A 20,345-nucleotide genomic window follows, 5' to 3' on the forward strand; every position below is an offset into this window, starting at 1 on the left:
ACATAAATGGTGTCAATTGTTTTATATACAGTAAATATTTACCATTTTTACAGTAAATAAAAACCTTTTTGCGATGCAAATACAAAACCGTCCCCCCGTAAAGCGTCTGATAGACCGCTTTGAGGCTGAAACAATGCTTGTTTTTAAGCCTTCACGTAATTTCTATCAAGATACAGGCATCAACCGTATTCGTTTTGCCAAACTATCAAACGGTGAGAAACAACCGACATTGGAAGAAGCCAATAAGTTAACTACGTTTTTTAACCGTTTCTTTCCTGCAAGCCTCAAAGACCTTCTGAATTAATTAAAAAGCCCTATACCGTTCCAGCGGTATAGGGCTAAAATGTTTCACCTCAAATCAAATAAAAATGAAACGTACAAAGTTACGAAATGCCCGTGCAAGTCTCGCCATCAGCGATTCAGAGAGTTACCAAAAGTCTAAATTTCCCCTAACACGGCAGCGGTTCACGGTGTCGTTTTTTGCCAAAGGAGCGCGTAACAGTCCAAACGCCAAATGCCCTATCAAAGCAAGCCTTAATCACGGGCGTAACCGTTTGGCTTTCAGTACAGGTATAGAGTGTAAACCCGCCTTTTTTGACGTTAAAACAGCAACGGTCAAAAACAATCCAAATGCCACACAGCTACTTGTACAAATCAAAACCAAGGCAGAGGAATTTTACAGTGAGTTGAAGTTTACAGGCCGTCCAATTGACCTACAAGTAATTAAAGCCTATGCCCTTGATATTCCCATCGGAAACACGCCCAACGCCCTTGAGGTGCTTGATATTTTTTTGAAGGAGGAATCAGAGCAGCGTTTACAAATAGGTGAACTTCAAAAGAGTACGTTCCAAAAACAAAAAGTTTGGCATCGGCACTTAAAAGAATTTACGACGAATCGGTACGGCTCAAAAGCATTGCTTCAAACCCTTGTACCTGCCGATGCAACGGCTTGCGTCCTTTGGCTAAAAAGTCAAAAAGAGGCCAGCAACGACGTTTCTATGAAAATTGTAGCCCACTGGAAACGGGTTATGAACTTCGCACTGGCTAACCACTGGATAGACCGAAACCCGTTTGCGCTCTTTCGTCGCAAAATGGAAAACAAACGGCATGAAGCCCTCACCCCCAAAGAAGTACAGGCCATCAAAGAGGCTCACTTTGCATCTGAAGTACTTAACCAAGTACGCGATATTTTTCTTTTTGGGTGTTTAACGGGCTTCGCTTATAAAGAATTACAGAGCCTAAAACCGTCCGAAATCAAAGAAGAAGAGGGCAAAAAGTACATTGTTAAGGTTCGTTCAAAAGTTAAAAATACCTCAAATGCCCCTGCCATCGTCCCACTAGGGAGCGAAGCCATTGAACTACTGGAACGATACGCACAGCATCCCCATTGCCTCAAAAAAGGCGTTTGTTTGCCCGTTCAGGCCAACCAAAAAATAAACGCCTACCTCAAGCAAATTCAACACGTTGCAGGCATCGAAAAGCGCCTCACAACACACGTTGCACGACGTACAGCCGCCACCATTCTACTAAACGCGGGTATGCCAATAACGTCGGTTTCTGCCATGCTTGGCCATGCCGATTTAAAGACCACGACCAGGCATTATACCAGGGTGAACGAATCTACGGTAATACGTGATTTTCAGCAAGTTGAAGAAAGTTTAAAAACCAAAAAAAACGAAGGCAATGGAATCTAATAATAGTGAATATTGGAAAAAGAAGTGTGAGGTTCGGGAGAGTGTCATTTTGGACTACATGACAGATTTAGCCAACTACCGAATACTGGTTGCACAATTAAAGGCAGAGGTCGAGCATTACAAAGCGACATTGAGAGAAAAGGAGCACGCGCTAAAAAATACGGATAAGTTCTGGAAACAAGTTCTGTTTGAAGACATTGTCAAAGACTATCACGAATCTTTTGAAAACTAAACAAAAACCCCCTTGGCCTGAGCAACCAAGGGGGAAGTTTTTAAACCCCAACAAATGAAGATTTTTATCAACATTAAATTCCTAACAGTACAAATTTATGAAATTTCAAGAAAACACCGAAGTAGTTGACAATGAATATTTTAACAATATTCCAAATGAAGATAAACAAGAAGGCAGCACAAGCGAAGAGGAAGAAAAAAAGCAAAGAAAACTCAAACACAATGCTAAAAACTTCATTCGTGTAGGCGACAACTATTATAAAATAGTTTATCGTCCTAATAAAGATAAAAGTCTGTATAAAGACTACCTAAAGTTAAATAAAGGGACAATTATTGATGACCATACCCACGGTATAATCAAATACATTCCAAAGTACGATGATTTTTGTATGGTCGCTTCTCATGTTAATTATCAACAAGTAATCAACGGGTTTTATAACGAGTACAGCGAGCTAAAACACAAGCCCAAAAATGGAAATTGTGATACAATTTTGGCCGTTATAAATCACGTTTTTGGAGAACATTATTTTGATTTTGCGCTTGATTATTTGCAGCTGCTTTACCTCAATCCCTATCAGCGTTTGCCTATTTTACTGCTAGAATCCCAAGAAAAAAACACGGGCAAGTCCACCTTTGCCAATGTCGTTTATAAGATATTTCAAGACAACGCTATCAAAATAGGGAACAACGACCTACAAAGTGACTTTAATTCAGTATGGGTCAAACGATTAGCAATCATTGTTGATGAAACCTCATTGGAAAAAAAGGGCATTACGCAAATGCTTAAAAGGTTTAGTACGGAGACAGGAAAAGTCACCGTTAATGAAAAGAACAAAGCCCAAACGGAGGTAGATTTTTTTGGGAAGTTTATCTTTATTTCCAACGAAGAAGGTAAAGCCCTTTTTATAGAACGTGGCGACCCTAGATGGGCGGTTTTTAAAGTTCCAACCTTTGCAGAAAGAGGTACCAAAGATGACCCTTTGATTGATGAAAAAATTGATGCCGAAATCCCTGCCTTTCTTCATTTTTTAAATCAAAGGCGGTACAAATACAGCCATCAAAGCCGTATGTATTTTGACCCGTCGGTTTATCAAACCGCTCAACTCCAGCTTTACTATAATAACAGCATTAGCAAAGTGGCCCAGTACATCAAAAAACTGATTATTGATACTTTTGATTTGTACCCGAAAGAGGACATAATCAAATTGGGCATTGCTGATATTATGGAAGAGTTAAAGCCCGAATTACGAACAATCGAACGTGAGGGGGTTAGGTCAGCCCTTGAAAAAGAACTCAACAAAGCCCCCCAACCAAGAACCCACTACACGCTTTTTAGTCGAAAAAACATTGAATCAAACCACCTACACTACCCTACAACAAACGGGCAAAATAAGGTACATTACACGTTTTCGAGGTTTGAGGCAGAAACTTGGAAAAGTACAAATGGGGATTTTTGAGTTTAGTTATTTTGGAACAAATGGAACAAACTTGGAACAAGTTTGGAACAAACAAAAGCCTTCAAAAGTGCCACTTTCAAAAACGTTTATATAATTGGAACATTTGGAACAAAGTATCATAACTTATTGATATTTATCTATTTACATTGTTCCATTTTTTGTTCCAAGTTTGTTCCAAATGTTCCATATTTCAGAGACATTTCTACTTTGTTCCAAATGTTCCATTTTTTTCGATGAAAACGTAAAAATGTGGACTTTTGACAAAACGCAAAAAACGCAGTGCAATTTTTAGTAATTATTAAGCCGATAGAAAGAAAGTATATGGAACGCCAACACATCACCCAAATCAAAAGCATTTCGATTGAAAGCTACCTTGAAAGTCAGGGCATGAAACCCGCGAGAGCCCATGGCCAAAAACTATACTATCATTCCCCCTTTCGTACTGATAGTACCCCCTCGTTTGTCGTAAACTTAGACTCAAACACTTACAAAGACTTTGCTGAGGACGAAAAACCCGAAGACATCATACGTTTGGTGCAAAGACTTCACAAATTTAGCTTCAAAGAAGCCTGTCAACATCTCAATAATTGGACAAACTCCGCCCCGCCGCCTACTCCTTTTCTTTCTAACGGCCAATCTCTAAACCCTGCTCCCAAAAGTCACATCACGGTCTTAAACACAAGTACATTAGAAGCTCCTTACCTGATCGACTACCTAATGAGCCGAAAAATAGATACTACCTTGGGTTATTTGTATCTAACGGAGGTAATGTATTTATGCAAGGGAAAGCGTTACAAAGGCATAGGCTTTAAAAACAATGAGGGAGGTTATGAGATAAAAAACGCGCATGGTTTGACCTTTACCGCTCGTCCTAAAGCGGCTGCTTACTTTCCCGTCAGTGGCTCGAAAGTGATTTCGGTATTTGAGGGGTTCTTTGATTTCTTGAGCGCATTAATGTATTATCGAATCCCCCGTTCAAATCATAGTGTACTGGTTTTGAACTCTGTTACGAATGTTACAAAATCCGTTCCAATTCTTTCTAAATACCAAACCCTAAATGTTTACCTAGACAATGATGAAGCAGGCAAGAAAGCCTACATCAATCTAAGAAATCACCGATTAAACGTAGTTGATTGTAGTCATCTATACGAAGGGTTCAAAGATTTTAATGAATTTTGGATGGATAAAGGAAATCTATAACGCGTGGCACTCTGCTTTTTGGGGTATTTCTAAGCAAAAACTAACCTAAAAAGACCCAAAAAACATACGTTTTGCAGTCAAATTGCGGCCTAATTAACTATAACTATCTAACAAACAGGTAGTTACTTTTTTTACCCTAACAAAAAGTACGCTGTTACACACAGTAAGGTAACCCGCACTTTATCGGTTGTGGCAATTGCCACCCTTTAATTTTAGGAATATACCCCCAGTTTTTATCCAGAAAAAGAGTATCATTTTTTCTAAGAACACCCCTTCACTTTTGTGAAATTTTGTGTCCTGTTTTTTTTGATTCTGTTTTTGTTGCTTTATAGCCTTATTAATCATCTAATAAATATAGCCATGAGCCAGAACAATTTGAACTTCTTAGTACTCGCTACAGGTACTCCCTCGCGTCACCTGATTGATGCTATCACTAAGCGCAATCATACTTATGAACATCACAATCCAAATGATTTGTACCTTTTCGTGTCTGAATCTGAAAATGGTTATGACCGTATTTACAACGGTTCTGCAACACTTGAGAACCCTGTCAGACTTAAGGCCAAAAGCTATGATGCTATTGTTAGTAGGATTGGGGGTGGTTTGGCGCACGGTGCAAGCATTTTGAGGCACTTAACCGACAATCTAAACATCTATTGCCCCCAAGATGCTGATGGCCTTGAAACAGCCTCAAACAAGCTCAAAACAACGCAACGATTGAGCGCACGAGGTTTGCGCGTTCCCCTCACTACCTACGCATCGAATCCCGTACATATCGACTTTTTGATTAAAAAGGTAGGAGGTTTACCCGCTATTGGTAAGCTAATCAATGGGAGTCAAGGGATAGGGGTATTCATTCTTGAGACTCCACAAGCCACCAACACGACCCTTGAGAGCTTGTACCGTCTGAATGCTAATGTTAAGCTTCAAAAGTTTATTAAAGCGGGCTCCAAAGACATCCGAGCCATTGTAATAGGCGATAAAGTAAGCGTAGCAATGGAACGAGCAGGCAAAAAGGATTTTCGAGCCAACATTTCGCAGGGAGGCAGCGGGCGAAAAGTCGAATTGTCAGATGCAGACATTGAAATTTGTATCAAAGCGGCCAAAGCTGTGAACCTCGAATTTGCGGGGGTGGATATACTCAAAGATGAAGAGGGTAAAACCTATGTAATAGAGGTCAATGGGAATCCTGGTACTAAGATTATCGACATCACTGGACACAACTATTTTAATGACTTGATTGGGTTCATCGAAGACAAAGTTAATAAAGACGAAAAGCCCGATGATAACAACAATCAAGCTCAAAAAGAAGCTTCAGCAGGTATGAAAAGTTGGATGAAAGCACCTTGGAATCGCTAACCCCTATTAAATTTCACAAAGATGGCACGACCTAAAAAAAAGCCCACGACTCAAGAAAAAAAAGTATTAAAGGATGCTTTAGATAGGCTACTTGAAAGAGCAGAATTAAGGGAAAGTGTGGATATTTCAGTACTTCCACCCTTGAAGGAGCTTGAGAATACAATGGTTCAATTGATTGTTAAATACGTCAAAGCCTACAATCACGCGGCTGACAGTTGTAACATACCTGAATTAGATATTTGCTACGGGGAGATGTTGGATGACAGCGCAAGAAAAATGCTTAAATCAATGCTTTCCCACTTATCTATGATTTATCCGTAGAGTCTGATTGTGAAGATAAGAGAGGGTTAAACAATAAATCTTTGAAAGCAATCTTTCAATTAAAAGACAGCAAAAGAGAAAGCAAAAAGCCCCCAAAACAATCAAGTTTTGAGGGCTTTTTCTAGCGGTCTGGACGGGACTCGAACCCGCGACCCCATGCGTGACAGGCATGTATTCTAACCAACTGAACTACCAGACCAATATTTTACTTAAAGAACACTTACTTTGTGTTGGCGGTCCGGACGGGACTCGAACCCGCGACCCCATGCGTGACAGGCATGTATTCTAACCAACTGAACTACCGGACCAAATTGTATTTTTTTACTTTTTTGCGTTTTGGTGTCGCTGAAAGTGGTGCAAAAGTACTATTTTTAACTTTCAATGCAATACTTTTGCCAACAAAAAAGCTGACTTTTTTTTGAATTATTTTCAATTTTTAAGGCATAATTCTGATTTTTAAATAGTTACACGCTCAAAAAAAATGACAAAAATTAAAGACATTACGCACTTTTTAGAAACCATAGCACCATTATCCTACCAAGAATCATACGACAACGCAGGTCTCATTGTTGGTGAACCAACCGCCTCCGTTACCAATGTACTCGTTTCGCTTGACTGCACAGAGGCCGTCGTCGATGAAGCCATTGCCAAAAATTGCAATTTGATTGTTGCCCACCACCCCATTGTATTTAGAGGGTTGAAAAAATTTAATGGGCGAAACTACGTCGAACGTACGGTAATCAAAGCCATTAAAAACGACGTTGCCATTTATGCCACGCATACCAACCTCGACCACGTGGTCGGTGGCGTCAATTTTATGATTGCAGATCGCTTGGGCTTGCAAAACGTTCGCGTGTTAGCCCCAAAAAAGGATTTATTAATGAAACTTGTCTTTTTTGCTCCCGTCGAAAACGCGCAATCGGTCGTCGATGCGTTGCATAACGTCGGTGTTGGCCAAATCGGGAATTATGACCATTGTAGCTTTAGCGTGAATGGAACTGGTACTTTTCGCCCCAATGAAGCAGCTACGCCCTTTATCGGAAATGCAAATGAAATCGAGCATGTAAATGAAAGCCGAGTTGAGATCATTTTTCCCGCTTATTTGGAAGCAACGGTGATGCGAACACTAAACGAGACCCATCCGTATGAAGAAGTGGCGCACTATCTTACGCTTTTGCAAAATACCAATCAAGAAGTAGGTGCAGGGGCAATTGGTCTTTTGTCAGAAGGCATTGCAGCTGCCGATTTTTTGACCTATTTGAAACAAAAGATGCAATTAAATGTCATTCGACATACCGCCATTTGTTCCCCAACCATTCAGAAAGTAGCCGTTTGTGGGGGTGCAGGAGGATTTTTGCTGAACGACGCGGTTCGCCAACAAGCCGATGTTTTCATCACTGCCGATTATAAATACCATGAGTTTTTTGATGCCGATGACCGCATCCTTATTTGTGATATTGGGCACTATGAAAGTGAAGTTTTTACAAAAGAATTATTGCAACGATATTTGTCGAAAAAATTCATTAATTTTGCGACAATTTTGTCGGAAACTATTACCAATCCAGTAAATTACTACGTGTAAGGTGTCGGTTATCGGACGTAAGAAATGAAATTCTAAACGGAATTAACCACACTTCAAACCCAACAAATATGGAACTGACCGTCGCGCAGAAATTAGACTTATTGCTCAAATTGCAGCAAATTGACTCACAGTTAGATGACATCAAGAAAATCCGCGGCGACTTGCCCGAAGAAGTTCGTGATTTAGAAGATGACATTGCGGGGTTTGAAACCCGTATCGGAAAGTTCAACAACGAAATCAGTGTTCTTGACGAAGAAATTAGCCGCCACAAAGCGACAAAAAAAGACGCTGAGAAGTTGATTGCTCGTTACAAAGAACAACAGATGAACGTTCGTAACAACCGTGAATACGACGCCATCACGAAAGAAATGGAGCTTCAGACGCTTGAAATCGAACTCGCAGAAAAGAAAATGCGGGAGGCAGAATACAAAATCAAAGCTAAGAAGGAAGAAATCGCAGGAACCGATGGTCTGTTGAAAGAGCGTCGCGAGGATTTGAAAGCAAAAAAACAAGAGCTTGATACCATCACTTCTGAAAGCCACGAAGACGAGAAACGCTTGTTGGAGCAGCGCGAAGCCCAAGCCCAAAAAGTAGAAGACCGTTTGTACAAATCGTACACGAAAATTCGTAACAATTCCGAAAACGGATTGGGTGTAGTGAAAGTAAAACGTGGTGCTTGTGGAGGCTGTTTTAACGTAGTTCCCCCTCAGCGTCAGGCAGATATTCGTGAAAAGAAAAAAATTATTGTTTGTGAACACTGTGGACGTATCTTCGCAGATGTTGATACTGAATACAAATAGTCTATTGTACTTTTCTAACACAAAAACGCTTTGGATTTCGACCCAAAGCGTTTTTGTGTTTATTAACGGTTATTTTCAAAAATCATATTAAGATTACAGCTTCTTCATAGTTAGTTCACACCTGAGACGTTACTTTGTAAAAAAGACCATGGCAACATCTCAAAAATCACCTTTTATCTCCGTTCCACATTGGCGTCTCAAATGGGGATGGCGAAAAAAAAACATTACTACATTAAACTCCAATCGCTTTGATGAGGCAAAAGACGCTAAAGCTTCATTACACTCACCTGGCACCGAACCAATATTTTTCTGACTTATTGGTATAGTCAGAATGAGCTGAATATTGGTAATATGGTTGGCGCTACACTAAATTTTATTATGAAAACTTCGATTTTTAGTCTTTCTTTATTGATGGCAGGATTTGTTCATACCAACCTTCGTGCACAAATCAATTACACCAATGCCAACATCCACTCCCACAATGATTATCAGCAAGTAAGCCCATTTTGGGGTGCGCATACGCTTCAGTGTGGCTCTATCGAAGCTGACCTTTATTTGCATAATGGAGAGCTCGTCGTGGCACATTTGCCCTCGGAAGTAAAACCCGACCAAACACTCACAAAGATGTATTTACAGCCTTTGGAGCAACAGCAAAAGGCAGGCAAGAATTATCCTTTTCAGTTTCTGATTGACCTTAAAACACCTGCCTCTCCTACCCTCGATTCGCTGGTAAGTCAGCTGAGTCGCTACCCCGAACTTTTTGGCGAAGGGAAAAACGCGCGTGTGGTCATTAGTGGCAGTATGCCAACTCCCGCACAATTTGCCAATTATCCTTCTTGGATTTCATTTGATGGACGTTTTGAGCAAACCTACGATGCCGCCGCCCTCAAACGTGTTGCACTCATTAGTGCGCCGTTTACACTCGTATCTCGTTGGGATGGCAAAGGGCTTTTCCCCAAAGAAGACCGCGAAAAAACAGTTGAGTACGTCACGCGGGCGCACCAACAAGGAAAAAAAGTTCGTTTTTGGGGTGCTCCCGACAACGAGGCCATTTGGAAAGAACTCACGGCCCTTGGTGTTGACTGGATTGGAACCGACCGCCCACAGGTATTAGCCGACTATTTTAAAAATAACAAACCAGCTGATAATCAATACACATATCCATCATCTCCTTATACCGTTTACCAACCTACATACCGTAGCGATGGTGCTCTCAAAACACCTAAAAATATTATCTTTTTAATCGGGGACGGTATGGGACTTGCCCACATGCAAACGGGGTTAGTCGCTAATCATGGTCAACTTCACTTGGCTTTGTTCAAACGCCTGGGCTTGATGCAAACCCAACCTGCGGAAGGCTATATCACCGATTCGGCGGCAGCTGGGACGGCTTTGGCTACGGGTCATAAAACCAAAAACGGCACCATAGGAATGGACGCAACCTTGGTAGCGCGGCCTTCGTTGGCAGTTGTTGCACGGCGCAATGGCAAAAAAACGGCGGTAATTTCTTCAGGCCCCATAACGGATGCCACCCCTGCCGTTTTTTACGCCCATCAACCCAAGCGAAGTATGCAAGAAGAAATTGCGGCAGATTTTCTAAAAGAGCCTACTGATGTATTGGCAGGTGGGGGCAGCAAATACTTCTTTGAGCGCAAAGACAAAGCCAATTTGGGGGATTCGTTAGTGGCGCGTAATTACTCCGTTATTCGTCGGTATGCCGATATTACTTCTGAAACCAAAAAAGACAAGTTTGTCGTTCTTGACGACCAAGCGGGCCTTTCGATGGAAAAAGGGCGGGGCAATTTTCTACCTTTAACAGTGGGAGAAACGGTCAAACATTTTAAGAAAAATGCCCCAAAAGGCTTCTTTATGATGGCCGAAGGTGCGCAAATTGACTACGCTGGACACGCCAACAATGTTTCTTATGTGATGAATGAAGTTCTTGATTTTGACCAAGCTGTGGCAGAAGCACTCCGTTTTGCCGACCAAGATGGCCAAACGCTTGTTATCGTAACGGCAGACCACGAAACTGGTGCCATGGCCCTGACGGGTGGTAGCGACAAAGATGGAATGTTAAAAGCTAATTTTGGTTCAAAAGGCCACTCTGGCATCATGGTTCCTGTGTATGCCTATGGCCCTCAATCGCAATTATTCGGAGGAATTTATCAGAATACTGAGCTTTCAGATAAAATAAAGTCATTGTTGGAGAAGCGTTAATAACGACACCAACGAATGTGAGGTTTCCTTCACTCCCTGATAGGCGTAATCAATCGCCTCAGGGAGTGTCATTGGACGGGGCAAAATTGACCTTGCATACGAAAGCCCCAACGAATGTATGTCGTGGGTAGTCAACAGGAGTGTTCCACACAAGGCTATCACAGGAATATTTCTTGCCTTGGCTGCTTTGGCAATCCCTGCAATCAACTTCCCTTGCAGGGTTTGTTCATCCATTTTTCCCTCGCCGGTAAAAACTAAATCGACACCTGCTAATTGTTCTTCAAAATGCGTTTGTTCCATCACAATTTTGACGCCTTCTTTGAGGTTGGCCTTGAGAAAAAATAAAAGTCCAAACCCTAGCCCACCTGCTGCACCAGTTCCAGGTTGGTGTGCCAAGTCTATCCCAAAATCGCGGTGAATAACCGCTGCTACGTGTTGTAATCCAGCATCTAAGGTTTTTACCGCTGCCTCATCCGCTCCTTTTTGTGGGGCATAAACGTAAGCTGCCCCTGAAGGCCCAAAAAGCGGTGCAGTTACATCACAAGCTACGTCAATGGTAACGTCAATTAATGGACTTTCAGGCGGGATAATTTGTTCAATTTGAAGTAAATTTTCGCCGACGGGCGCTAGTTCATGGCCTGTTTTATCGCAAAAGCGCCACCCAAGTGCGGCAGCCATTCCAATGCCTGCATCGGTAGTGGCACTGCCCCCAATCCCCAAAATAATGTGTTTGGCTCCCGCTTCAAACGCCTTTACTATTAGCTCTCCAGTTCCGTAAGTGCTTGTTTTTAAAGGATTTCGCTCTTCTGAACTGAGTAATTTGAGACCCGAAGCGCTGGCCATTTCGAGAAAAGCCGTTTGGCGATTGGGAGTCATCCCAAAATTGGCCCTAATAGGACGCCACAGCGGATCCATCACCTCCGTTTCTACAAAAAAGCCATCCGCATCTTGGGTTAAAATTTCTGCCGTGCCCTCTCCCCCATCTGCCATTGGAATCGCAATCACTTCCGCCGTTGGGTTGGCGGCCAAAATACCATCACGCATGGCGTTACAGACGTCGAGCGCGGTCAACGAACCTCTAAATTTATCAGGGGCTAAGAGGATTTTCATCAGGACTTAAAACAGAATACTTTCATCGTCGGTTACCCTTGGCCGCATGTAGGTATTGAGGGTGTCCAATTTAGGGCCACCGCAACCCAAATTCGTTTCCATACCGTCGGGTTTATAAAAACGCTCGCGTCGATACGGCGAACGCTCGTTGCCTGCCAAATCAGGGTCTGCATATATTTTTTGCATATAAAGTCCCCAGGCAGGCATCGCAATCCGCGCCCCTTGTCCCAGCGCCATCGTCGTGAAGTGCACGTGATTATCTTCACCACCTACCCAAACACCCGTTACCAAATTAGGAGTCATCCCCATAAACCAACCATCGGTATAGTCTGAGGTCGTACCAGTTTTGGCCGCAATGTCATTATTTTCAGAAAGTCCATATTGAGTACGAAGGCGCTGTGCTGTTCCCCACGGATCTTCAACAGCACCACGCATGATAAACAACATTTGATACGCCATGCTTGGGCTAATCACCTCTTTTTCATCGACAGGAAACTCTGCCAACACTTGTCCTTCTTTATTTTCGATACGGGTTACAAAACGTGGTTGAACGTGTTTTCCTCCGTTGGCAAAAGTTGAATAAGCATTGACCATTTCAAAAACCGATACGTTGGGTGTTCCCAAACAAATGGTTACTTCGGCAGGAATCGGGCTTTTTATCCCTAGTTTATGCGCGTATTCGACCACTTTTTTAGGCCCTACCATGCTCATCAACCGCGCACTAATGGAGTTGACCGATTTGGCCAGCGCTTGACGAAGCGTCAGCTCTTGCCCTGAAAATGAGCCTGTTGAGTTTTTGGGACACCAGTCGCCAATACAAACCTGTGCATCGCGAATGGTCGTACAGGGTGTGACAAAGCTTTCATTGATGGCCGAGCAATACACAAACGGCTTGAAGGTAGAACCTGGTTGACGCTTCCCTTGATATACTTGGTCGTACTTGAAGTGTTTAAAGTTAATTCCTCCTACCCACGCTTTTACGTCACCGTTTCGCGGATCCATTGACACCATCCCGATGCGCAAAAACTTATTGTAATACTTAATCGAGTCCAACGGACTCATAATCGTGTCACGGTCGCCTTGCCACGAGAAAACCTTCATTTTAATAGGTTTGCGCAATTCTTGCCAAATCTTCACCTCATCCTCCCCATATACTTTCTTTAATTCGCGGTAACGCCAACTTCTGCGTACAGCCCGTTTTTCAAAGTAAGGATCGGGCGCATAACCACCATTCGTTCCTTTCACAACCCAAGGGTTCATTTTGAGCTCTTTGAAGTGATTAAAAAACTTGGTTTGTTGGTCGCGCATGTGTTGGTCGGCTGCCTGTTCGGCATAATTCTGCATTCTTGAATCAATCGTCGTATAAATACGAAGTCCGTCACGGTACAAGTCATAATCAGTGCCGTTTTCTTGGTTATATTGTGTCAACCAAGATTTCATCCAGTCACGAAGTACTTCACGGAAATAAGGCGCAGGCCCAGTATTGTGGTTTTCAATGTAAAAATTAAGAGCAAGCGGCTTTAACTTATTTTGGGCATATTCTTCAACTGTTAAGAAGCCATATTTCATCATTTGCCCCAACACCACATTACGGCGTTCTAAAGCCCGCTCTTTAAACAAACGAGGGTTAAAACGAGAAGGATTTTGTAACATTCCCACGAGCAAAGCGGCTTCGGGAAGGTCGAGGTTCCAAGGTTCTTTTTTGAAGTATGTCTTTGCGGCGGTTTTAATCCCATCGGCATTGTTACCAAACGACACGGTGTTTAGGTACATCGTCATGATTTCTTGTTTGGTATAATTCCGCTCCAACCGCACCGACAAAATCCATTCTTTGGTTTTGGCAATAACGGTTTTTATAATCGGTAAATCGCCCAACGAACCTTTATATTTATCGCTGCGGGTTTGAAACAAGTTTTTGGCCAACTGTTGGGTGATTGTACTACCACCACCAGTTGTCGCTTGCTCACTTGACACAAGCCCTTTGAATACCCGAAACATGGAACGGGGGTCAATACCTGAGTGTTTCACAAAACGCGCATCTTCAGTAGCGATAAGCGCCTTCACAAGATTTGGGGAAAGTTGATCAAACTCAACAGGCGTCCGATTTTCAATAAAATATTTTGAGAGCGTTTGCCCATCCGCCGAAATGATTTCCGAAGCTACTTGACTTTCAGGATTTTCGATGGCTTTTAATTCAGGCATTCCACCAAAAAGCCAAAAGAAATTAAAATAGACTGCTACCAAGTACAAAACAGCGCTTCCAATAATAACGGCAGCCAATTGCCAAAATCGAATGATAGGTTTACGGTACTTTCCGTTCAAAAATGCCATAGTAGATGCTTAAATAATACGCCTCAGAACGCAATTATACGGTTTTTAACTGTATTTTTTTTATAATCATGCAAAAAACGTGCAAAACTCGGCATGTTGTTTTGCAAAACTAAATACCCGCTTTTACCAAACCTTTTTAGGACACAGTTCGTTGTTTATTGTGTATTTAGATTGACTACATATCATGGAAAAAGCCGAAAAAATCCGTAAGTCGTATATTGATTATGTCCTTGAAAACGGGCAAACCCCTGCTTCATTTTATGCTTTTGCCAAAAAATTAAAAATGGCAGAGGCTGAACTCTACGAATTTTACACCTCGTTTGAGTCTATTGAAATGGATGTATGGAAGTCTTTTTTTGACCAAGCCATTAAAACTGCCGAAACTGACCCTACCTATCAAGGGTATAGCGTTCGCGAAAAGCTTTTGGCATTTTATTATACATGGGTAGAAGTGCTCAAAGCCAATCGGAGCTTTGTTTCATATAATTACCGCAAACTTCCTCAGCCCGTCGCGGCCAAAAATCCCCAAGAGCTTCGTCTTTTCAAAGAAGCCTTTTTGACGTTTGCGCACGATTTGATGTACGAAGGGCGCGAAAGTAAAGAAGTGATTGCTCGTCCTTACATTGCCAATAAATATCCCGAAGCTGTTTGGCTCAACACGCTTTATATTTTAGACTTTTGGATAAAAGATACCAGTCGAAACTTTGAATTAACGGATACCGCCATCGAAAAAACGGTGAATACTGGTTTCGATTTAATGGGTCGTTCGATTGTCGATACCGTGGTTGACTTAGCAAAATTTATGTATCAGAACCGATGAAAACACAAGATAGCATCCCCACCTCCAAAGTGGCACGGGCCACTCAGTTCTTAAAAACAGGGGCAAAAATTGGCGGGAATTACCTGAAATACAACGTCAAAAAAATCATTGACCCCACCACGACTCGGGAAGAGTTGCACCAAGACAATGCCACTGACGTTTATGAATCGTTGAGTGAATTGAAAGGTTCTGCCTTAAAAGTAGCCCAAATGCTCAGCATGGATCGCAGTGTTTTGCCCCGCGCCTATGTCGATAAGTTTCAAATGTCGCAATACTCAGCACCGCCGTTGTCGGGACCACTTGTCGTGAAGACATTTCGGAATTTCTTTGGCAAAGCTCCGCACGAACTCTTCGACCAGTTTGACATCAATGCCGCCAATGCAGCCTCTATTGGACAAGTGCATCAAGCGTTTAAAAATGGGAAAAAATTGGCCGTCAAGGTACAATACCCTGGCGTGGCCGATAGCATTAGCTCGGATTTGAAAATGGTCAAGCCCATGGCAGTGACTTTGTTTGGTCTCAATGAAAAAGACGTAGAACGATATACCGAAGAGGTAGAAACCAAACTTTTGGAAGAAACCGACTATGACCTTGAATTGCGTCGTTCGGTGGAAATATCGGAAGCGTGTAAACACATTGATGGGCTTATTTTCCCAAAATACTACCCCAACCTTTCGGCCAAACGAGTTTTGACAATGGACTGGCTGGACGGGTTTCACCTCAAAGATTTTCTTCAAACAAATCCGTCTCAGGAGGTTCGCAATCGGATTGGGCAGTTGCTTTGGGATTTTTATGACCACCAAGTACATACGCTTCGCCAAGTTCATGCCGACCCGCACCCTGGCAATTTCTTGATGCGCGCCGATGGCACCATGGGCGTCATTGATTTTGGTTGCGTAAAAGTTATTCCAGACTACTTTTACGACAATTATTTTACGCTTATCAATCCCGACACGCTGGACAATGATCCGTTGATTGAAAAAATCTTCTATAACCTCGAATTTTTGGTCAAAGAAGACAAACCCAGTGAAAAAGCTTTGTTCAAAGATTTGTTTAAACAAATGATTGTGATGTTGGGCAAACCTTTCGCCGTCGATGAATTTGACTTCGGTGACCATACGTATTTTGATTCAGTCTATGCCTTTGCCGACGAACTAGCCAAAGTGGAAGAAATCAGAAATTCAAAAGTGGCGCGTGGTTCTAAGGATGGCTTATACATCAACCGCACCTATTTTGGTCTTTATTCGATGCTCAACGAACTGGGCGCAAAAATCAAAACTACCCGCCCCGATTGGCTACGGAGTAAGAAAGAAATAGCTTTTGCTTAATAACCGTAATCTTTGTTGGTAGCTCGTCGGAAAGTTAGTCCGACGAGCTATTTTTTTTAGGAAACGCCCCAAATGCAGGGTACGGTTTTCCCTCCAAAGACAGAATCCCCAGTTCGCCTACCGTACGTAAAAGCGTTACAGAAGCCACCCTGCTTACCGATAGACTCTGCAAAACTTCTGATACCCAATCCTTTGCAAAATCTGTTGATTGGCGTGGATCTATTTGCTTTGAAAGGGGAATTTGAACATCGGCAGGGGAAGAAGCGTACGGATTGGCGCGGGCTCGCAAAGAAATAAAGTTGATGTGAACGGGTTTGTTATACAAATGTTCGGCACTTTCTGTTTGGTATTGCAGCGTTTCGGCATTTTCTAGAATCGTAAGATTGTCGAAAGCATGTACCTGCGGATGGTAGGAAAACGTGACAAAATCGGCTTCTTTGGCCTCAAAACGGTTGCGGTTTAGTTCCGTAAAATTGTAATTGGTACCTACCCCAAATTTGACGTTCGGAAGTTGATTTTTTAAAGTTGGAATTAAGTCAATGATTCGTTGCGGCGTAGTTACCTCATTTGTCGAAAACAACAAAACACTACTGATATTCAAGCGATTTTGTTGACAGATAAACACAAATTCTTCCAAGTTTTTTTCTTCCTCCTCTCCTATCGTAAGGGCTACTTCCAAAGGCAAACCAAGGTCAAAGGCATTTTCACAATGATTGGAAAATTCAGTAATCCACGTAGCAGAAGGCAGTTCGAGGTCGATGCGATAATGCGTTAACTGTAGCTTTTTCAACTGGTCGATGGCTTCCTTAGTCAATGCTGCCGATTCAACCGACGCCCCAATTCCCAGTTGAAAGGCAGTCGCTTTCGAGGCTAAAACGGCTTCTTCTGGCTTAATTTCCAAAAATGGATTTTCAATGGGCGGCTGAAGCGTAATTCGTTGAAAAACAGTGTTTCCTTTTTTATGCAAAACAGGAAATGGCTTGGATAAGGGTGTACAAAACGTTTTAAAAGAAGCATCTCCCCAATTGCGCTGGTCTTCGGTCTCAAACGTATCTCCCTCAAAATCCATTTGATACGTCGCTCCTTCCGTCACTTGCCATTTCATTGAACGAATCATCAAAAAAGGGTCTTCTGGCAAAATATATTTGGGAAAACGTGATGTTGAAAAAGAACCATCTTCGTGTTCTATCAAAACGGGCTGATTCGCGATTCCTTTGATAGGATGTAACACGCAAAACCCAGCTCTATTGCTCCACACGTCCATCAATGCTTTTCCCGAAATCTCAAAATTTATCTTTCCATTTTCGGCTCCACTGATAGCTACCTCCCACTCAAAAATCGGCGTTGAAGCTTCATTTACGTGGGTACATTTGTAAGAAATCCGAAAGCTAGTTCCTTCATTTTGAACAACTTCGTCAAAAATTACTTTATCAAACGTGCCCCAATTATGGTCACGTAAGGCAAAATAAATCATCCGAACTACTTCTTTTCCCTCATGTTTTAACTGACGAATGCTCCCTAGTTCGTATAAAAACGCATATTTTCCTGCCTGTAAAATCATTTACAATTTGTTTTGAATTAACATTTAAAACCCAAAAAAGGCCACTTTTTATATCAAAATAGCCTATCATTTTATCAAGAACTTACTGCACTCATAGAGCAACTTTGGGTGGTTTCTGGGATTTGCCTACCACCAAATTGTACTATTCCAATTCGTCATTTGGGGTTTGTTTGTATTATTCCGACCTTTGTGGTACATTCATCAAACAGCAATACCATGATCGCAATTAATTTTGAACACATTAAAGCCTATTTTGAGCTTGCTCAATCTAAGAACTTGTTCAAACGCTTTTTAACTTGGTTTCTACGTCATCAATCGGCCTTTGAAACCATCGCCCGTACTGGACAACCTTTTGGAGGAAACGTCTTTAAATAACCCATAAAAAGCAAAACACCGCGCCCAAACTAAAAACCAAAACTTCGTTCGCATTTACTCCTTCGTGCGCGGTGTTGCTTTATATCAAGTAGAATTAGTGCTTTTCTTCCCAAATTTGACAAAGGTTCACAATTACCTCGACTGCTTTTTGCATGTCTTGAACCGAAACCCATTCCAATTTTGAGTGAAAAGCATGACCACCCGTGAAGATATTCGGACATGGCAAGCCCATGAAGGAAAGTCGGGAGCCATCGGTTCCACCTCGGATGCTTCTTTTTAACGGAGTCAACCCTGAGCGGTGGATTGCTTCCCATACGTATTCCGAGACATGCGGGTGGTTATCAAGCACTTCTTTCATGTTTCGGTATTGTTCAATGACCTCAAAATCGGCCGTTGAATGAGGATATTGTTGTAAAACTTGGTCAAGAATCCCTTTGAGGTAGGTTTCTTTTTCGTGAAGGCCAGCCACCGTAAAATCACGAATGATAAAACCAAGGGTCACTTTTTCTTGGATTCCTTCGATGTTAGTCGGGTGAATAAATCCTTGTTTTTCTTCGGTCGTTTCGGGAGAAAGGGCGTCTTTTGGCAAAGCGGCTATTACGTCCGCCGCAATTTTAAGGGCATTTTCGAGTTTCCCTTTGGCAAAACCTGGATGCGCACTGATGCCACGAATGGTAATTTTTACGGCGTCGGCACTGAAGGTTTCGTCTTCAAACGACCCAAGGCTTTCACCGTCGATGGTATAGCCAAAATCGGCACCTAACTTGGCGAGGTCCACTTTATTCGTTCCTCGACCAATTTCTTCGTCGGGGGTAAACAAAATTTTTATCGTACCGTGCTTGATTTCAGGATGTTCTAACAAGTAGCGTACGGCGTCCATGATTTCGGAAACACCTGCTTTGTTATCTGCCCCCAACAAAGTAGTGCCGCTGGCGGTCACAATGTCATTGCCAATTTGCGCGTCTAAATCTGGGTGTTCCGAGCGACGAATCACCTGCGTGGGGTCGTCGGGTAATACTATATCCGAACCGTCCCACGCCTTGTGCACAATCGGTTTGACACCCGCACCTGTGCAGTCGGGAGAGGTGTCCACGTGTGAACAAAAGCAAATGACAGGAACGTTTAATTTGTCTGTATTGGCGTGAAGCGTTACATATACGTAGCCGTGTTCGTCGAGGTGGGCATCCACAACCCCCATTTCAAACAGTTCATTGACCAAAATTCGACTGAGATTTTTTTGTTTTTCAGTAGAAGGTTGCGAAGAAGAATTTGGGTCTGATTGGGTATCAATTTGAACGTATCTTAGAAACCGTTCGAGTACTGTTGATGACATAAAAAGTTAAATTGGGTTTAAATTTATTGAGACTTTCCAAGTTTCTTGTTCTTGTTAACGCGAACTTGGAAAGTCTTGGTTATTCTACCGCAGGTTTGAGGTCATCGACGGTAATGGTACCTCCTGCGTGAGTAAATTTCAGTTTTTTTCCAGTTCCATCTTGCGATTGCTGTACCCCCCAAAGGGTTAAGCCTTCAGTAGAGTAACGAGATACAGTGCCATCTTCTTCCAACTGCAACACATTTTGAGGGGCATAATAGGCATATTTTGTTCCGTTTTGACTACCACTGAACGTCGCAGGAATGGTTTTGATGGGAGCAGCCACTGTGGCATCTTTCTTTTCTCTTTCCTCAGGTTGCGTAGCCTGATGCTCACGCACAAAAGACGCAAGTTCGGCACACAAAGCGGCTACTTTGGCCTTGAGTCCATCGTTAAACATGTCGCCAATCATCACCATTCCTGATTGCCACTGCCCCATTCCTCCCAATTCGGCACTGTTAAATTGCACTTGAAAACCACTAGTGGTTTGTAATCCTTCCAATAACGTCCGTACAGTCGCTTCGGTTATCTGGTATTTGGCGGCGATATCGTGAATTTTTGACATGGCAGTAGCTGATTTTTGGTTA

The 20,345-nt window shown here is 42.4% G+C and carries 18 protein-coding genes and 2 tRNA genes; 13 read left to right on the forward strand and 7 right to left on the reverse strand.

Annotated elements, in window-relative coordinates; all coding sequences use genetic code 11:
* The first annotated feature begins 73 nt into the window (after nucleotides 1–73).
* From DTQ70_RS10200 to DTQ70_RS10230, 7 genes are all read left to right on the forward strand, one after another.
* Nucleotides 74–304, forward strand: coding sequence for a hypothetical protein (locus DTQ70_RS10200; RefSeq protein ID WP_122930709.1), 231 nt, complete (start codon nucleotides 74–76; stop codon nucleotides 302–304).
* A gap of 64 nt (nucleotides 305–368) precedes the next feature.
* Nucleotides 369–1,694 carry a site-specific integrase gene (locus DTQ70_RS10205; RefSeq protein WP_122930710.1) on the forward strand — a complete coding sequence of 442 codons (1,326 nt, stop codon included), beginning with the start codon at nucleotides 369–371 and terminating at the stop codon, nucleotides 1,692–1,694.
* Nucleotides 1,684–1,926, forward strand: coding sequence for a hypothetical protein (locus DTQ70_RS10210; RefSeq protein ID WP_122930711.1), 243 nt, complete (start codon nucleotides 1,684–1,686; stop codon nucleotides 1,924–1,926). Before DTQ70_RS10205 ends, DTQ70_RS10210 begins: the two co-directional genes overlap by 11 nt.
* 97 nt (nucleotides 1,927–2,023) lie before the next feature.
* Nucleotides 2,024–3,382 (forward strand): primase-helicase family protein, encoded by a 1,359-nt coding sequence (locus DTQ70_RS10215; protein WP_122930712.1) that lies wholly within the window; start codon nucleotides 2,024–2,026, stop codon nucleotides 3,380–3,382.
* 321 nt (nucleotides 3,383–3,703) lie between these two features.
* Nucleotides 3,704–4,582, forward strand: a complete 879-nt coding sequence (locus DTQ70_RS10220; protein ID WP_122930713.1) for a toprim domain-containing protein — start codon at nucleotides 3,704–3,706, stop codon at nucleotides 4,580–4,582.
* Nucleotides 4,583–4,942: 360 nt separating this feature from the next.
* On the forward strand, nucleotides 4,943–5,941 hold the full coding sequence (locus tag DTQ70_RS10225; protein WP_122930714.1) for a RimK family alpha-L-glutamate ligase: 999 nt from the start codon (nucleotides 4,943–4,945) through the stop codon (nucleotides 5,939–5,941).
* Nucleotides 5,942–5,962: 21 nt separating this feature from the next.
* Nucleotides 5,963–6,262: a hypothetical protein gene (locus DTQ70_RS10230; protein WP_122930715.1), complete on the forward strand. Its 300-nt coding sequence runs from the start codon at nucleotides 5,963–5,965 to the stop codon at nucleotides 6,260–6,262.
* A gap of 125 nt (nucleotides 6,263–6,387) precedes the next feature.
* On the opposite strand, the gene DTQ70_RS10235 is transcribed toward DTQ70_RS10230, so the two are convergent.
* Both DTQ70_RS10235 and DTQ70_RS10240 read right to left on the reverse strand, forming a co-directional pair.
* Nucleotides 6,388–6,461, reverse strand: a tRNA-Asp gene (locus tag DTQ70_RS10235).
* A 32-nt stretch (nucleotides 6,462–6,493) separates the two neighbouring features.
* Nucleotides 6,494–6,570 (reverse strand) — tRNA-Asp (locus DTQ70_RS10240).
* A gap of 173 nt (nucleotides 6,571–6,743) precedes the next feature.
* Here DTQ70_RS10240 and DTQ70_RS10245 point away from each other — a divergent pair.
* The 3 genes from DTQ70_RS10245 to DTQ70_RS10255 all read left to right on the forward strand — a co-directional run bounded on the left by DTQ70_RS10245 (nucleotide 6,744) and on the right by DTQ70_RS10255 (nucleotide 10,861).
* Nucleotides 6,744–7,844: a Nif3-like dinuclear metal center hexameric protein gene (locus DTQ70_RS10245; RefSeq protein WP_122930716.1), complete on the forward strand. Its 1,101-nt coding sequence runs from the start codon at nucleotides 6,744–6,746 to the stop codon at nucleotides 7,842–7,844.
* Between the two features lie 68 nt (nucleotides 7,845–7,912).
* On the forward strand, nucleotides 7,913–8,644 hold the full coding sequence (locus DTQ70_RS10250; protein ID WP_122930717.1) for a zinc ribbon domain-containing protein: 732 nt from the start codon (nucleotides 7,913–7,915) through the stop codon (nucleotides 8,642–8,644).
* A gap of 378 nt (nucleotides 8,645–9,022) precedes the next feature.
* Complete coding sequence (locus DTQ70_RS10255; RefSeq protein WP_164489960.1) at nucleotides 9,023–10,861, forward strand: alkaline phosphatase; 1,839 nt, start codon at nucleotides 9,023–9,025, stop codon at nucleotides 10,859–10,861.
* Here the strand turns inward: DTQ70_RS10255 and DTQ70_RS10260 are convergent.
* Both DTQ70_RS10260 and DTQ70_RS10265 read right to left on the reverse strand, forming a co-directional pair.
* The gene (locus DTQ70_RS10260; RefSeq protein WP_122930719.1) at nucleotides 10,841–11,971 is read right to left on the reverse strand and encodes a glycerate kinase; all 1,131 of its coding nucleotides are present in this window, start codon (nucleotides 11,969–11,971) and stop codon (nucleotides 10,841–10,843) included. The genes DTQ70_RS10255 and DTQ70_RS10260 overlap by 21 nt on opposite strands.
* A gap of 6 nt (nucleotides 11,972–11,977) precedes the next feature.
* Nucleotides 11,978–14,302: a penicillin-binding protein 1A gene (locus tag DTQ70_RS10265; protein WP_122930720.1), complete on the reverse strand. Its 2,325-nt coding sequence runs from the start codon at nucleotides 14,300–14,302 to the stop codon at nucleotides 11,978–11,980.
* A 184-nt stretch (nucleotides 14,303–14,486) separates the two neighbouring features.
* Between DTQ70_RS10265 and DTQ70_RS10270 the strand changes: the two genes are divergently transcribed.
* Nucleotides 14,487–15,122 carry a TetR family transcriptional regulator C-terminal domain-containing protein gene (locus DTQ70_RS10270; protein WP_122930721.1) on the forward strand — a complete coding sequence of 212 codons (636 nt, stop codon included), beginning with the start codon at nucleotides 14,487–14,489 and terminating at the stop codon, nucleotides 15,120–15,122.
* Entirely contained in the window at nucleotides 15,119–16,450 is a 1,332-nt protein-coding gene (locus DTQ70_RS10275) for an AarF/ABC1/UbiB kinase family protein (protein ID WP_122930722.1), read from the forward strand. Before DTQ70_RS10270 ends, DTQ70_RS10275 begins: the two co-directional genes overlap by 4 nt.
* Nucleotides 16,451–16,484: 34 nt before the next feature.
* Here DTQ70_RS10275 and DTQ70_RS10280 read toward each other — a convergent pair whose 3' ends face one another.
* Nucleotides 16,485–18,011: a hypothetical protein gene (locus DTQ70_RS10280; protein WP_122930723.1), complete on the reverse strand. Its 1,527-nt coding sequence runs from the start codon at nucleotides 18,009–18,011 to the stop codon at nucleotides 16,485–16,487.
* Between the two features lie 216 nt (nucleotides 18,012–18,227).
* Between DTQ70_RS10280 and DTQ70_RS30665 the strand changes: the two genes are divergently transcribed.
* Entirely contained in the window at nucleotides 18,228–18,386 is a 159-nt protein-coding gene (locus tag DTQ70_RS30665; protein ID WP_164489961.1) for a hypothetical protein, read from the forward strand.
* A gap of 94 nt (nucleotides 18,387–18,480) precedes the next feature.
* On the opposite strand, the gene pepT is transcribed toward DTQ70_RS30665, so the two are convergent.
* Nucleotides 18,481–19,719, reverse strand: a complete 1,239-nt coding sequence (gene pepT, locus DTQ70_RS10285; protein WP_122930724.1) for a peptidase T — start codon at nucleotides 19,717–19,719, stop codon at nucleotides 18,481–18,483.
* A gap of 79 nt (nucleotides 19,720–19,798) precedes the next feature.
* Entirely contained in the window at nucleotides 19,799–20,323 is a 525-nt protein-coding gene (locus DTQ70_RS10290; protein ID WP_122930725.1) for a hypothetical protein, read from the reverse strand.
* Nucleotides 20,324–20,345 lie beyond the last annotated feature (22 nt).

This window comes from Runella sp. SP2, from assembly GCF_003711225.1.
Classification (GTDB): Bacteria; Bacteroidota; Bacteroidia; order Cytophagales; family Spirosomataceae; genus Runella.